This window comes from Enterococcus sp. CSURQ0835 (genome assembly GCF_902706605.1).
In the GTDB taxonomy this organism is placed as follows: Bacteria; Bacillota; Bacilli; order Lactobacillales; family Enterococcaceae; genus Enterococcus_A.
Genome location: NZ_CACSLH010000028.1, coordinates 1 through 14,941 on the forward strand (window position 1 = coordinate 1; position 14,941 = coordinate 14,941).

General features: G+C 41.7%; 14 protein-coding genes. 7 read left to right on the forward strand and 7 right to left on the reverse strand.

Annotated elements, in window-relative coordinates; all coding sequences use genetic code 11:
• Positions 1–194: 194 nt before the first annotated feature.
• Positions 195–1,460, forward strand: a complete 1,266-nt coding sequence (locus GVJ38_RS10845; RefSeq protein ID WP_159723187.1) for a serine hydrolase — start codon at positions 195–197, stop codon at positions 1,458–1,460.
• A gap of 96 nt (positions 1,461–1,556) precedes the next feature.
• Positions 1,557–2,114: a PepSY domain-containing protein gene (locus GVJ38_RS10850; RefSeq protein WP_159723188.1), complete on the forward strand. Its 558-nt coding sequence runs from the start codon at positions 1,557–1,559 to the stop codon at positions 2,112–2,114.
• 59 nt (positions 2,115–2,173) lie between these two features.
• Here GVJ38_RS10850 and GVJ38_RS10855 read toward each other — a convergent pair whose 3' ends face one another.
• A complete protein-coding gene (locus GVJ38_RS10855; RefSeq protein WP_159723189.1) occupies positions 2,174–4,516 on the reverse strand; it encodes an ABC transporter ATP-binding protein/permease in 2,343 nt (780 codons plus the stop codon).
• A 138-nt stretch (positions 4,517–4,654) separates the two neighbouring features.
• On the opposite strand from GVJ38_RS10855, the gene GVJ38_RS10860 reads away from it, so the two are divergent.
• The 3 genes from GVJ38_RS10860 to GVJ38_RS10870 all read left to right on the forward strand — a co-directional run bounded on the left by GVJ38_RS10860 (position 4,655) and on the right by GVJ38_RS10870 (position 6,758).
• Positions 4,655–5,326: a response regulator transcription factor gene (locus GVJ38_RS10860; protein ID WP_159723190.1), complete on the forward strand. Its 672-nt coding sequence runs from the start codon at positions 4,655–4,657 to the stop codon at positions 5,324–5,326.
• Complete coding sequence (locus GVJ38_RS10865; protein WP_159723191.1) at positions 5,323–6,375, forward strand: HAMP domain-containing sensor histidine kinase; 1,053 nt, start codon at positions 5,323–5,325, stop codon at positions 6,373–6,375. The genes GVJ38_RS10860 and GVJ38_RS10865 overlap by 4 nt, the downstream gene beginning before the upstream one ends.
• A gap of 86 nt (positions 6,376–6,461) precedes the next feature.
• Positions 6,462–6,758 (forward strand): hypothetical protein, encoded by a 297-nt coding sequence (locus GVJ38_RS10870; protein ID WP_159723192.1) that lies wholly within the window; start codon positions 6,462–6,464, stop codon positions 6,756–6,758.
• Between the two features lie 64 nt (positions 6,759–6,822).
• Here GVJ38_RS10870 and GVJ38_RS10875 read toward each other — a convergent pair whose 3' ends face one another.
• Entirely contained in the window at positions 6,823–7,140 is a 318-nt protein-coding gene (locus GVJ38_RS10875; protein WP_159723193.1) for an AzlD domain-containing protein, read from the reverse strand.
• Entirely contained in the window at positions 7,133–7,891 is a 759-nt protein-coding gene (locus GVJ38_RS10880; RefSeq protein WP_159723194.1) for an AzlC family ABC transporter permease, read from the reverse strand. Before GVJ38_RS10880 ends, GVJ38_RS10875 begins: the two co-directional genes overlap by 8 nt.
• A 439-nt stretch (positions 7,892–8,330) precedes the next feature.
• Between GVJ38_RS10880 and GVJ38_RS10885 the strand changes: the two genes are divergently transcribed.
• The gene (locus GVJ38_RS10885) at positions 8,331–9,047 is read left to right on the forward strand and encodes a YoaK family protein (RefSeq protein WP_159723222.1); all 717 of its coding nucleotides are present in this window, start codon (positions 8,331–8,333) and stop codon (positions 9,045–9,047) included.
• 68 nt (positions 9,048–9,115) lie between these two features.
• Here the strand turns inward: GVJ38_RS10885 and GVJ38_RS10890 are convergent, their stop codons facing one another.
• From GVJ38_RS10890 to deoC, 4 genes are all read right to left on the reverse strand, one after another.
• Complete coding sequence (locus tag GVJ38_RS10890; protein WP_159723195.1) at positions 9,116–10,483, reverse strand: MFS transporter; 1,368 nt, start codon at positions 10,481–10,483, stop codon at positions 9,116–9,118.
• Between the two features lie 169 nt (positions 10,484–10,652).
• The gene (locus tag GVJ38_RS10895; protein WP_235032874.1) at positions 10,653–12,008 is read right to left on the reverse strand and encodes an FAD-dependent oxidoreductase; all 1,356 of its coding nucleotides are present in this window, start codon (positions 12,006–12,008) and stop codon (positions 10,653–10,655) included.
• 187 nt (positions 12,009–12,195) lie between these two features.
• Positions 12,196–13,386: a phosphopentomutase gene (locus GVJ38_RS10905; RefSeq protein ID WP_159723198.1), complete on the reverse strand. Its 1,191-nt coding sequence runs from the start codon at positions 13,384–13,386 to the stop codon at positions 12,196–12,198.
• Positions 13,387–13,412: 26 nt separating this feature from the next.
• On the reverse strand, positions 13,413–14,072 hold the full coding sequence (gene deoC, locus GVJ38_RS10910) for a deoxyribose-phosphate aldolase (RefSeq protein ID WP_159723199.1): 660 nt from the start codon (positions 14,070–14,072) through the stop codon (positions 13,413–13,415).
• 206 nt (positions 14,073–14,278) lie between these two features.
• Between deoC and GVJ38_RS10915 the strand changes: the two genes are divergently transcribed.
• Positions 14,279–14,740 (forward strand): DUF441 domain-containing protein, encoded by a 462-nt coding sequence (locus GVJ38_RS10915; protein WP_159723200.1) that lies wholly within the window; start codon positions 14,279–14,281, stop codon positions 14,738–14,740.
• The last annotated feature ends 201 nt before the right edge of the window (positions 14,741–14,941 follow it).

The window sequence follows — 14,941 nt, forward strand, 5'->3', positions numbered from 1 at the left end:
GTTATACAAAAGGCAGTAGGCCTTTATTTTTTTTGCTTTTTTTGAACTTACATATAGTAGAGCGTACAAAAAAGGCGTAGAAATTGGATTTCTACACCTTCTATGAATCTTTTGTCTACAGTCTGAGACACACCTTGAATTCAAGGTGTGTCTTTGCTAAACTTGTTTGGTCAGTACATTTAAAGGAGTCTACCATGAAAAAAATAACTACTATCTTCACGGCTTTACTATTGCTGTTCCAGTTGTCTTTTTTAGCGCAGCCTGCTCAAGCCGCCGAAGATTTTTCGGTTGCTGCTAAAGCCGGATTCGCCGTTGACGCAAAGTCAGGCAAAATTTTTTTTGATCAAAATGGTGAGCAGGCATTAGGAATCGCTTCGGTCACAAAACTCGTCAGTTCCTATGTCATTTTAGACGCGATCAAAGCTAAAAAAATTACGTGGGAAACTGAAGTGCCGATCTCAAAATACGCAGCCGAGTTGAGTGTCGTGCCCGATCTTTCCAACGTTCCCTTGCATCAAAAAGATCACTACACCGTGCGGGAATTATTTGACGCGACGATCATCCAATCAGCCAACGCGGCAGTCGTGGCCTTAGCTGAAAAAGTTGCGGGCAGCGAGCCGAAATTTGTGGACTTGATGCGTAAAAAAGTCAACGAGTTGGGGATCAAAGACGCTAAACTCGTCAACGCTTCTGGTCTCACCAATAGTTTTCTCGGCGATCACCGCTACCCGGGCACGAGTGAAAATGACGAAAACGAAATGTCCGCTCGCGATGTAGCACTGTTGACCCAGCACTTATTAAAAGACCACCCCGAAATCTTAACAGTCTCTCAAACGGGCTCAAAAGAATTCGGAACCCAGTCTTCTGAACCATTTTTGATGGAAAACTGGAATCAACTTTTACCTGGCAAGCGGTTAGGTAAAACGGGAGTGGATGGCCTAAAGACTGGTACCACCGATTATGCGGGTGCTTGTTTTGTCGGCACGATGGAAAAAGACGGACAGCGCGTCATCACCGTCATCTTGAATGCCACCAATCATAAAGTCGATGAAGGTGCGCGTTTTGAAGAAACCAGTAAGTTGATGGACTATTGTTACGACAACTGGCAATTGCAAGAACATTCTTTAACCGGTCATGTGATGAACAATTTGAAAAAAGCACCGGTCACAGATGGCGTCAATCAAACCGTGCCGCTAGCTCTCAGCGGTACCGTCAAGTTTTGGGGCCGCACCGATCTAGACAACACTAAATTAACGATCACTCCGCAAGTGAAAAAAAATCTGACCGCTCCACTTGCGAAAAATACGACTGTTGGCAAAGCGCGCGTCGAAGTCAAAGATGATCCGTTGGGTTACTTGGAGCCAAAAGAGATCGCAACGGTCAAAATCAAAACGAGTCAAGCTGTCGAAAAAGCCAATCCGTTGGTTCGAGCTTGGCGGAGTGTCACTAGTTTCTTTTAAACTGCTGCTTTGCGTAGCAGTTTTTTTATTTGCTGAAACCCGATTTCATTTAGCAAAGGAATCTGTTAAAATTTGGCTATTGAAAGGAGTTTTATCATGAAAAAATTATCTGTTCTGACCACACTCTTATTGTTGTTTTTAATCGCTACGGGCTGTTCGGGTACTACTAAAAAGCAAACGACTTCAACTTCTGCACAAGTTGAATCCATCGTCAACAAAACGAACGTATCCGCTGAAGAAGCGATTCACTTATTCCAAGCAAAATATCCCAATACGGCTATCACTGCACTGGAATTAGAACAAAGTTTAGGTCAGCCCATCTATAAATTAGAAGGTGTCGACCAGCAAACCGAGTATGAAGTTAAATTAAACGCAAAGACTAAAAAATTCAGTGATGAACACAAAGAAACATTAGATGCCGACGATCAAAACAAACAGCAAGAAGACCAACTGAATGTCCAGAACTTATTGTCGCTAGAAAAAGCTGCAACCGCTGCGCAAAAAAAAGTTCACGGTACCCCAGTCGAATTTGAACTAGACAAAGAAATGAACATCACCTACTGGAATGTCACGTTGCAAGATGGTAAAAAAGAACACGCCGTTAAAGTCAACGCGCAAACCGGTGAAGTCCTTGAACATGAGACAGATGATTAAAAAAACAGAGGTTAGGACATGGCAATGTCCTAGCCTCTGTTTGCTAGTGATGACTTAAATTAATCTGCTCGCAAGGCGATCGCCGCATCTTTTTTAGCAGCCATCCGAGCTGGGATATGTCCACCAAGCATCGTCAAGATCGTTGAGACGATGATCAAACTAATCGCATGAATTGGATTTAAGTGCGCCACATTTTTCAGCTCCGTCATTTGATACAACAGATGATTGATCGGAAAAGTCGTAAGCCAAGCAATCACTACCCCTAACGTTCCAGAGGCGACTCCTAACAAGCACGTCTCAGCATCAAATACTCGCGTGATATCTTTTTTCCGCGCACCCAGCGCTTTTAACACGCCGATTTCTTTTGTCCGTTCAATCACGGAAGTATAGGTGATGATACTGATCATGATCATGCTAGTCACTAACGAGATTCCCGCAAATGCGATCAAGACATACGTGATGGCATCCATCAAGCCACCGGTCAGATCGGTCATCGTGCCAGCTAGATCTTGATAGATGATCCGATCTGATTTTGATTTTCCTTTGTTATAGCGATCTAAATACTGCAACACTTTTTCTTTGTCTTTGAAATTATTTGGATAGATCATAATACTGTTAGGCAAACTATCGCCGCCTAAATACGCTAACGTACTTTCTTTTGTGAGTTGATCCAACTTTTCATTCGTCATCACGTTCGTATCGCTTTGTTTTTGCGCTTGGACGATCTCAGAACCTTGATTGTCGTTTACGATCTGAGAAGTCAGTTCATTGCTATAAGCGATCCCGGGTGCCAATAAATTCATCGTGGACGAAGATTTCACCCGCAAGATCCCGCTGACGGTCAGCTCGCGGTTATTAGGATTATTATAAAGCGTAGCGTAATCAGGATTAGGAATAAAATTCCCCGTTGGCAACTTCTGATAGTAATCATTGTTCCCGACTAGTTTGACCTTAGTACCAACGATTTGATCAAAATTCAATTTCGCACCGTCTTTAACGTTAAAACCAAGATTTTTCAAAGCATTGACGTTAGTATTGTTGTTACCGTCTACGATCAACACGACATCCGTCGCATTTTTCGGATAAGCACCTGATAATAATTTATAATTGTCTGCTAAAAAATTATTTTTACCTTTGCTCAATTGGGTGGGAAATGAGGACACCCCGACTCCCGTCATATTCGCCATCGCATTCGTCATAGAAGCCGCTGCACTGTCCGCTGCATCATTGGAAAATTTCACTGGTTGGACTTTGCCATCAACTTCCCGTAACAAATTCATGCCTACTAGCCGTGTATAGCCAATATTGTTGCTGAGCTTAGGATTGATCTTTTGAATGTAATCGACATACTTCTGATCGATTTTATTCGTGTGTTGCGCGCGGTCGCTGTCGGAAAGTTTCGCTGTGATCGTTTGACGTTTCGAATAGCTCCCTTTATCACTGCCTAAAGCTGCATTGCGATTGGCGCTCTGATCCGTTGCTTGTTTGGAGATCGTGATGGGAAATTTCGCCATCGTCTCAGATTGTGTTTGATCGATCTGCTTTTGAAATCCATTTGACAACGCCAATACGATTCCGATCCCAATGATCCCGATACTAGAAGCAAACGCCGTCAAAAATGTTCGGCCTTTTTTCGTGACGATATTATTAAACGATAATTTCAAAGCCGTCGTAAATTTCATCTTCGTATGTTTTAAATCGAATTGATTGCCTTTTGCACCTTCTTTGTGGGGATGAGAATCGCTGACGATCCGCCCATCAGAAAATTCGATCGTCCGGTCTGCGTATTGATGTGCTAACTCAGGATTGTGGGTCACCATGATCACTAATTTTTCTCGAGAAAGTTCTTTGATCAACTCCATGATCTGCACACTAGTCTCCGTGTCCAGAGCGCCAGTCGGTTCATCACACAGTAAAATATCTGGATCGTTGGCTAAAGCCCGGGCGATCGCCACCCGTTGCATTTGCCCCCCGGAAAGTTGGTTTGGTCGTTTGTGCATATGATCGCCTAAGCCGACTCGCCGCAATGCATCTTCAGCCCGTTTAGTTTTAGTGGCTTTGTCCACTCCACTTAAAGTCATCCCCAGTTCCACATTGTCAATGATGCCCAAGTGACTGATCAAGTTATAACTTTGAAAAACAAAGCCGATGGAATTATTTCGATACGCGTCCCAATCAGAATCTTTAAAATCGCGCGTTGATTTCCCATTGATGACCAGATCACCAGAATCATAATTATCGAGCCCGCCGATCACATTTAACAGCGTCGTCTTTCCTGATCCGCTGGGTCCTAAGATCGCAACGAACTCTTGTTTTCGAAAAGCTACCGACACACCATCGAGTGCTTTCGTGGTGGTGTCCCCCACTTGGTAATATTTTTTGATGTCTTTTAATTCAAGCATGAATTGCCTTCTTCCTTTTCGTAAAAAATTTTAATGAACACAAAGTTAGTTTATCAGAAATTCGTGAATTCAGTATGAAGTGACTTCATGCGCAGTTCACAACATTTTGATACTATTACAAATAAGGAGGGCTGACAAATGAATAAAATTTTAGTAGTCGAAGATGACGAAAATTTAAACTTACTTTATAAATCAGTCTTAGAAAAAAATAATTTCATCGTCTTTTGTGCGGCAAATGGTTTAGAAGCACTTGCTGTCTTAGAAAAAGAATATATCGATTTGATCATCTCTGACATCATGATGCCTGACATGGACGGTTTTGAATTTGCTCAAAGTTTGCGAGATGCTAACTTTCAAACGCCCATCATGTTGATCACTGCCAAAGATTCGTTTACTGATAAAAAGCGCGGCTTTGAATTAGGGATCGATGATTATATGGTCAAACCGATCGACGTCAACGAGATGGTCTTACGCGTGGAAGCCTTATTGCGGCGGGCACAGATCGCCCACAACAAAGAACTTCTCGTCGGACACACACGTCTAGATCAAGAAACCTTTCAAGTGACGTGGGGACAACAGACTGAACTCTTACCGCAAAAAGAATTTTTATTGCTGTTCAAATTACTGTCGTACCCTGATAAAATTTTTACCCGCCATCAATTGATGGAAGAGATCTGGGGACCAGACTCCGATTCAGAAGAACGAACGATCGATGTCCACATCAAACGCTTGCGTGCGCGTTTTCAAACCAATCCTGATTTTCAAATCGTCACGATCCGCGGTTTAGGTTATAAGGCGGCGATCTCATGAGGAAAAAAATCCATTCCCAGCTTTGGATCTATTTTGCTTGTTTGATTTTTTTGTTGCTGTTGATCGTCTTTTTTATTTTTATTTCGCTGATGCTCCTCTTAGGTGTCTTAGGGCTGATCGTGACTCAAAAAGAAAGCCACGTCTTTCCATTGCTGTTTATTTTGCTCATCAGTTTGCTGATTGGCTTATGTATCTCGGGTTTTACGAGTCATCGCATTTTGCGCCCCATCGATCATTTGCGTAAAGCAATGAGTGCAGTTGCCAAAGGTGATTTTTCGATCCAGCTAGCAGAAGAACAACGGATCGATGAAGTCCAGCAGCTCTATCATGATTTCAATAAAATGGTCAAAGATCTCAGTAGTATCGAAACGTTGCGCAATGACTTTGTCTCGAATATCTCCCATGAATTCAAAACCCCGATCGCCACGATCCAAGGCTATATCCAACTTTTGCAAAGTCCAGATTTAGATCGCCAGGAACAACAATTGTATCTACAACGGATCGCTAAAAGCAGCCAGCAACTCTCACAATTGACTGAAAATATTTTAAAACTGACTAAACTTGAGACTCAAGAGATCGCATTAGAACGTAAAACATTCTCCCTTGATGAGCAGCTGCGGCAAGTGATCTTACTGTTACAACCGAAGTGGGAAAAAAATAATTTACAGTTGGAACTGGAACTGCCCAGTCTGATTTACAACGGCAACGAAGAATTGCTCTATCAAGTTTGGCTGAATGTCCTCGACAATGCGATCAAGTACAGTCGACCAGGTGGCTTGCTGGCTGTTCGCCTAGGCCAAGAGAACCAACAATTAGTCGTTACCATCAAAGATAGCGGCATCGGGATGGATGAACAGCAGCGACAGCATATGTTTGATAAATTTTATCAAGGAGATACGAGTCGCAAAACAAAAGGCAATGGCTTAGGGTTAGCGCTCGTCAAACAGATCATCGACTTACACGGCGGTACCATCGAAGTCTTAAGTGAACCTAAAATCGGGACGACGTTTACTATTTATTTACCAATTACTGCAAAAAATTCAAATTAAATTGAAAAAAGGAACCCATTTATTCACAATAAGTTAATCTTTCCTGAGTATAGTTTAGTCAAAGGTAAACGAAAGGACCGTTGACGATGAAAAACGAAACGAAACAACTTTACTTTATCGAAGAGACCCAAAATATCGAAGGCTCATATGTAGAGATCCAAACCCTTTTTGTAGCCGATGACGAACAAACTGCGGAAGAAAAATACCAAACTCTCTTACAAAATACGAAACGTTCCACCGGCTTATTATTAAATGAATACGTGATCCAAGCAGATGATTCTTTTTTCAAAAAGCTTTTACGTTCGTGGAAAAAATTACCGGCTGAATTCTATCGTAAAATGAACATTTTAAATTTCCGCTCACTGGCTGAATATAAAAATTGATTCCCTGATCCTGACTAAAAAAACTCGCGACTCACGAAACTAGTTTCGTCAGTTGCGAGCTTTTTTAAATTAACGAGAGTAAAAAGACGGAGCCGAGACCTGCGATCACCGAAAAGGCCATCGACTTACTTTTGTAAGCTACAAAAACCACGATCAACATCGCGATGATTCGAATGTTGCCGATCAAATCCAATTGATTATTGGTCAGAAAAACATCTTTACAGACAAGAGCAGCAAACAGTGAGATCGGCACATATTTCATCCAATCACTGAACCACTGTGGCACTTGTCGTTGGGAGAAGTAGAGCATCGGCAAAAAGCGTGGCAAATAAGAAGCCCCAAACAGGCACAAGATCAAAACGAATAAATAAGTTTTACTCATGATGGATTTTTTCCTCCCTTAAATTGAAAAATTCCAAGTCATTCTTCTTCGCCAACAATTGCTTTTTTTTTAATCGTTCCACCAAGTAACCGGCAAAAGAAGCTAGCAAAGTTGCTAGGATCAAGCCAAATGTATTTTGAAATAAAATCATGAAGATGACCGCTAAAGCGCCGGAAAAAATTCCCGTTGCTAACAGTAACCCATTTTTCAACTGCATCATAAACATAAAAATAAACATCGCCGTCAATGCAAAATGGACGAGGCTCGTATCGATTTGAATGATCGAACCAAAGACGTAGCCTAACACATTACTCAGCGTCCAAGAAAGCAACGAGAACCAATTGACGAACAGTGCTTTATGCCGATCCCAATTAGGATCAGTCGAATACTTTAAATAATTGACAGCATAATTTTCATCATTCATCGATTGAGCGAACAAGGCGATGAACGGGATCTTTTCTTTTTTAAAAAATTGAGACAAACTAGAGCCGAGTAACGCGTAACGCAATTCTAAAAATAAAACCATCAAGATCGTTGAGATAAACGACGCGTGCGCACTCAAAAGCGAAACCACTAAAAACTGGGCACCGCCGGAAAAAACTAAAATCGAAAGTAAGGCTGTCAACAATACATTGAAACCGACTTTTTGCAACAACATTCCACAAGCCAAACCGACAGGGATATAACTTAAACAAAGCGGGATGACCGCATAAAAGGCTTCTAACCACGGTGCTCGTTTCTTTACAGGCATGGTATCTTCTCATTTCCCTTCGAATTCATAACATGAAAAAGCATTTACATTCTAACATATTCCCCGAAAAAAGATAGCGTCTTTACAGTCGGTTGTAAACGGTTCAATCCACGCTTTTTAATTCATGAATGGATTGATTAACCGATTTTTAAAATAAAATTTCCAGCTTATTTCCCGAAAAACGACAAAAAAATGAACATTCATCTAAAATGATTTAAAGATCATATGACTTTTCATTTTTTGAAACGTCAACTCTTAAAAATTTCTTATAAAAGTTTGGTCAATTACAGAAAAATCTTATTTTAAAAGTGCAGTTTTTACTGTTTTGATTGTGAAAACTGAAAGAGCACTTCCTTTTTATTTTTTGAAATGCAAATTTTCAGTTGCTTGCAGAAAATTCTGGTATTATACTGCTTAAAGAAGAGAGTTGATCAAACAAATGAAAACTGGCTTTCATGAAAGTCGATCGGTCGGTCTGCTGCTGACTTTTATCGGCGGTGCGATGGATTGCTATACTTATATTAAATACGAAGCCTTTGCCTCGGCACAAACTGGAAACATCGTACTTGCTATTATTCAAGCGTATCAAAAAGAATGGACCAGTGTCGGTAAAAAATTGCTATCGACTTTATTTTTCTTTATCGGGATTTTGCTGGCGAAATTTTTGATCGATTATTTTAAACGGAAAGAACTACATTTTTGGCGCTTGTTCGTTTTGTATTATGAGGCGGTGATCTTTTTTATCATCAGTTTCCCTATTTTAAATGTGCGCCACCCTTCGATCGTCACATTACTGATCGCTTTCACCGCGGCGATTCAATGGATCACGTTTGATAAGATCAATGGCTTAGCTTACACGAATTTATTTACCACCGGGAATTTAAAAGGCGTCGCCACCAATTTGTACGACTTTATCACTAAAAAAGATCCAGCCGCTAAAGAGCGCTTCTTTCACTTTTTATTCGTCGTGATCGCGTTTGTCTCAGGTGCGATCGCTTCAGCATTTTTCTATCGTTTCTTTCATGCGAAAACGATTTTGATTGTTGCCGGTTTATTTTTATACTTAGCCGTCACCGAATCATTTTTAGTTTGGCGCTTTTATCAAACGGAACATTTTGTCGTCAAAGACAAAACCATCACCGACAAAAAATCGTAGCTGATAATTTGGCTACGATTTTTTTGTATCACGAACGACTGGTCATAAAAAAAAAGCCGATCAACTGATCAGCTTTTACGGAAATAACGGTAGCATCCTAGTAAACTCAGCAACAATAAAATAAATAAAATGCCTAGTGCGAACTGACTGCCTAATGTAGTTGCAGCAGCGTAACTTTTGCCGCTGTTGACTTGGACGAGATTGATCACGACTGCGACCAAAGACGTTGCGACTGCACCAGAAAATTGTTGCAACGTGTTGAACAACGCATTACCGTCACCTTGCAATTTTTGTTCCAAACTATTCATTCCAGTCGTCATCATATTACTATACGATAAACCTAGGCCGATCATATAAAAAACATGACACGCCACTAAGCCTAAAAGCGGCTGTTTGCCTAAAGTTAACGTCAGCGTCAACCAGCCAAGTGCCGCCAGTAGCAACCCGATCGTGATCGGCTTTTTGGGTCCGACTTGATCTAAAATTTTTCCAGAGACAGGCGATAAGATCGCGCCCACAGTAGCACCCGGTAACATCGCAAGACCAGCGACAAAAGCATCTTGACCTTTGACGATCTGAATAAAATTCGGCAAGACAAATGAGACGCCCAGCAATAAAAATTGATAGACTAAAAAGCTCAACAAAAACAAACGAAAGGTTTTATTTTTCAAAATACTCAACCGGATCAACGGCTGAGCTTGTGTCATCGACCGACGATAAAATAAATAAAACCCGCCAATCCCAACGGCTAATGCAACTAAGCCTAACGCTTCACCCAGCAGACTTAAAAAGAGCAATGAGCCGCTAAATAATAAAACTAAGCCGACCACACTCAACAAGTCTAACCGACCGCCTTTAACAACTTTAGTTTCTGGAATCGCATAAAGTCCCAAGCCTAATGCCACCAGTAAGACAGGGATCAAAAATAAATAAATGTAATGCCAAGATAAATGAGCGGTCAAGATTCCGCCATACGTTGGGCCGATCGCGGGTGCAATCGAGGTCGTCAGTGTCCCGAGACCCATCATCGCGCCCCGACGACTCAGCGGCGCAAATTCTAAAATAATTTGAAACATCAGCGGTAATGCTACTCCAGTTGCTACACCTTGCAACAAACGACCTAGCAATAAAACACTGAACATCGGCGCAATCGTATCCACGATGACTCCTAATAAAAACATCACATTCGCAAATAAAAATAATTTCCGAATACTGACGTTTCGATATAAAAAAGTCGACAGTGGCACAATGATCGAGATCATCAATAAATAGATCGTCGTCACCCATTGGACTTCAGAAGTCGTTAAAGCAAATTGTTTGATCAGTGTGGGGAAAGTAACATTCATCGCCGTTTCGATCAACACGCCGGCAAATGACATCACCCCTGTCGCCAAAACGGCTAATGTTAAATGAATCGATTGGTTCTTTTTTTCCATCTCGTTTTCTCACCTCTATAATTTCTCATCTTTCCTACAGCCTTAAAACAAAAAAAGAGCGATTTCTATTTTGCAATAGAAATCGCCTCTCTCTCGACACGAAAATTTTCGTGTTATCTGTACGATTAACCGAGAAATATGTTAGCACAGAAAAAATGAAGATGCAAGATTAAGCTTCGTTTTCTTGTTGTAAGGCTTTTAATCCAGCCATGTTCAACAAGTTCCAAGGGGTGTCAAATTCTGGTTGGAAGAAGAAATCAGCATACGCTAACTGCTCGATTGTAAATTTCGTTTGAATCGCAATCGAAATCGCATTGATGTTTGCCGTCAAATCTTTTTTCGACATGACTTGCGCGCCTAAGATCACGTGAGATTCCGGATCGTAAACTAATTTGAACAGCATCCGTTCTTTCATATTTTCTGGAATGAAATCCATCAACGTCGCTTGATCCAACAAGACTGATTTTGTCTTGATCTTCAAACGATCTGCCATTTGATCATTCAAACCAGTGGATGCGAATTTATAATCAAACACTCGTAGGGCTGACGAACCTTGAACTCCTGGAAACGGCGCTTTGGCTTCTTCCAAATTTTTCACCGCATAACGTCCTTGACGACGGGCATTAGTTGCCAGTGAAATATTGACTTCGGTGTTACCAGGATTGTATTGGATCTGAGTAGCATCCCCAACAGCAAAGACATCTTCAGCGCTTGTACGCATAAACTTATCTGTCTTGATCAAACCGTTAGGATACAATTCCACCGCATCTTTTAGCCAAGCCGTATTTGGTCTTACACCAGCAGACATCACGACTAAATCAGCTGCGTACTCGCCTTTGTCCGTTACGACTTTTTCAACTTTACCTTCACCGATGAATTTTTCGACCCGTTCTTCCATTGCTAACTGGATTCCGTGATCGGTCATTTCTTTTTCTAAAATATCCGTGAATGCTTGGTCTAAATAAACACCTAGCGGACGCGTGATGACATCAACGACCGTCACCTTTTTGCCAGCTACAGCGAATGCTTCCGCTGCTTCAATCCCGATGTAACCGCCACCGACGACGACGACGTTTTTGATCTCTGGATCGACTGAATGTTTTTTCAGATCGATCGTATCTTGGCGTCCCCGCATCGTTTCGATATTTGCCAGCTCTTTGCCTGGAACTGGTAAAATAAACGGATTGGCACCTGGACTTAAGATCAATTTGTCATAACTTTCGGTGCGAGTTTTGCCTGTCAAGTGATCCAACACTTCGACTTCATGTTTGTCAGGTACTACTTTAGTGATTTCAGTATTGGTAAATACGCGGACCCCGCGTTGTTCCATCTCTTCGGGTGTCATGTAACGAATTGAATCAACGTCTTTCACGACTCCTTCAAGATACATTTGCGTGCCTCAACCCATAAATGAGACAAAATCGCCTTTTTCATACCATTGAATTTCCGCATTGGGCTGCGTCAATAGTAATTCTTCGACTGCTTCATAGCCGCCGTGTGAAGATCCTAAAACGATAACCTTCATCAAAATCCCTCCTCAATAAATTTGATACGTTTTTATTGTAAACTATTTGAGATGGAAATAGATAGTTTTTCGCTCGATTTTTTTAGAATAATTATTACCTAATCATAATTAAAGAAAAGTTAGCGAAAATCGTGGAATCAATTCAAAAAAAGCGCAGATCAATTATCGATCCGCGCTGATGAAATAATTAATTTAATTCAGCTAAGAAACTCGTTCCCGTTTCTGCTCCAGAAACCCCAAAATTAGCTTTGACCGTCGCACCAAAGTCAGCAAAAGTTTCTCGCACGCCTAAACTTTTTCCGCCTGAAAGATTTTTCGCATACGCAAGAAGCGGTACTTGTTCCCGCGTGTGGTCCGTCCCTTTAAAGCCCGGATCGTTTCCGTGGTCCGCGGTGATCAATAATAGATCGTCCTCGCGTAAATTTTCTAACACCGTTCCAAGCCGCGCATCAAAATCCATCAATGCTTGACCAAAACCGATCGGATTGCGGCGGTGTCCATACATGGAATCAAAATCGACTAGATTGACAAAACAAAAACCCGTAAAGTCTGTCTGCATCACCGAATCCAAATGATCCATTCCATCCATGTTACTTTCATTATGGTACACTTCGTCTAACCCTTGGCCTGAGAAAATATCATTGATCTTCCCAATGCCGATCGTTTTAAAGCCTGCTTGCTGCAATTCATCTAGATCCGTTTTCCCGGTTGGTTTCAGTGCAAAATCATGCCGATTTGCTGTGCGAGTGAAATCTTCTTTGTTTGTTCCAACGTACGGCCGCGCGATCACACGCCCCACGACAAATTCCGGCCCGTTTAGTAATGTCCGTGCGTATTCACAGATCTTGTACAATTCTTTAACCGGAATGATTTCTTCATGAGCTGCGATTTGCATCACGGAATCTCCCGACGTATAAATGATCAAGTCTCCCGTTTTCATTTGTTGTTCGCCGAGCTCTTTGATGATCTCTGTGCCGGATGCAGGTTTATTGCCAATGATCTGACGACCGGAAAAGTCACTGATTTTTTGCAATAATTCTGCGGGAAAGCCCTTTGGAAAATAACTCAATGGTTCGGTGACCGGTAACCCCATCATTTCCCAATGGCCATCCATGCTGTCTTTACCGGCTGATCGTTCGGTCATTTTACCATAGTAAGCTAGTGGCTCTTTCGCTTTTTCAACGCCCATGATAGCTTGTTCCCGTAAATTAGAAAGACCCAGTTTTTGCAAATTTGGGAGCTTCAACTTGCCTTGATACGCTTCACCAACATGGCCTAATGTATCCGAGCCAACATCGCCAAATTTAGCGGCATCAGGTGCTGCTCCGGTCCCAACTGAATCTAAGACAATCCCAAACACTCGTTGATAGTTCTTCACTAAAAACACTCCTTACTGTTGATTTTTTATGCCAAGATTTGTTTTGTCGCACTGACTCCTAAACGGCTCGCCCCCGCTTCGATCATCGCAAGTGCTTCGGCTTTTGAATGGATGCCGCCAGATGCTTTAACGCCTAATCGATCCCCAACCGTTTGACGCATCAACGCGACATCCTCGACTTTTGCACCCGCTGAGCTGAAGCCAGTTGAGGTCTTCACGTAATCAGCACCGGCATTTTCGGCTGCTTTGCAAGCTGCTACGATCTGCTCGTCATTTAAAAAGGATGTTTCGATAATGACTTTCAATAATTTAGCGCTCGCGTGAACAACTTCCACCACTTCTTTAATATCGTATTCGACTTCGGCAGTGTTGCCAGCCAATAGTTCCCCGATATTCAACACCATATCGATTTCTTCGGCGCCATCTGCAATCGCCACTTTTGCTTCATACGCTTTTGCTTTACTAGACGTCGCGCCTAATGGAAACCCAACGACTGCGATCGGTTTAACCGTTGAACCCATCAGTTGGTCTTTAACAAATGGTATCCAGTGGGCGTTGACACAAACCGATGCCGTGTCAAATTCTAAAGCCTCTTGGCACGTCGTTTCGATCGCTTCTTTTGTCGCATTCGGTTTTAAATTGGTGTGGTCTAAATATTTTGCTAGTTCTTTCGTTGATAAATTCATTGCTGGAACCCCTTTCTATTACGAATCCATCATAACTTTTCGTTTTCCATTTGTAAATTCAAAACCTCAGCTGTTCCGGCTGAAAATTTTTAATGAAATCACTCATTGCAGGTCGCAACTTCAAGTTTTTTCTTGTATAGTAAAGACGACTCGATTTCAATTTAGTTAAAATTAATTGGTTGTCACACATACAAGGAGGTCTTTTCATGGAAAGCTGGCTATTTTTAGGCGTCATTTTTTTGATCGCGCTACTAGCCAAAAATCAAAGTTTACTGATTGCTACACTCGCCGTGCTAGTTTTAAAAGTATTGCCCCACTCCGATAAAATCTTAACGCTTTTAAATCAAAAAGGGATCAACTGGGGCGTTACGCTGATCTCCGCTACGATCTTAGTTCCTATCGCAACAGGTGACATCGTCTTAAAAGATCTACTCAATACATTGAAGTCGCCTTTAGGTTGGGTGGCTACGATCTGCGGGATCTTAGTCGCGATTTTATCCGCCCGCGGTGTCGGCTTGATCGCGCAATCACCAGAAGTTACCGTCGCATTAGTTTTTGGTACGATCGTCGGAGTTGTCTTTTTAAAAGGGATCGCCGCTGGACCCGTGATCGCAGCCGGTATCACCTATTGCATTATGCAAGTCATCACCGCCATTACGAATCATTAACGCCAAAAAGCCAAGTACTTACTAAAGATTTCGGTAAGTACTTGGCTTTTTTTGCGTGTAACCGTTCAAGGCACTTTTTTCAAGTTTCGTGCTCAACTGAGCATTCACTTGTCAAAAAATAACCATTTCTTAATCAGCGAGCATATTGGTTTACAAATTCGCCAAAAGATTTTACCATAATAATATAAATAAATTTATTTT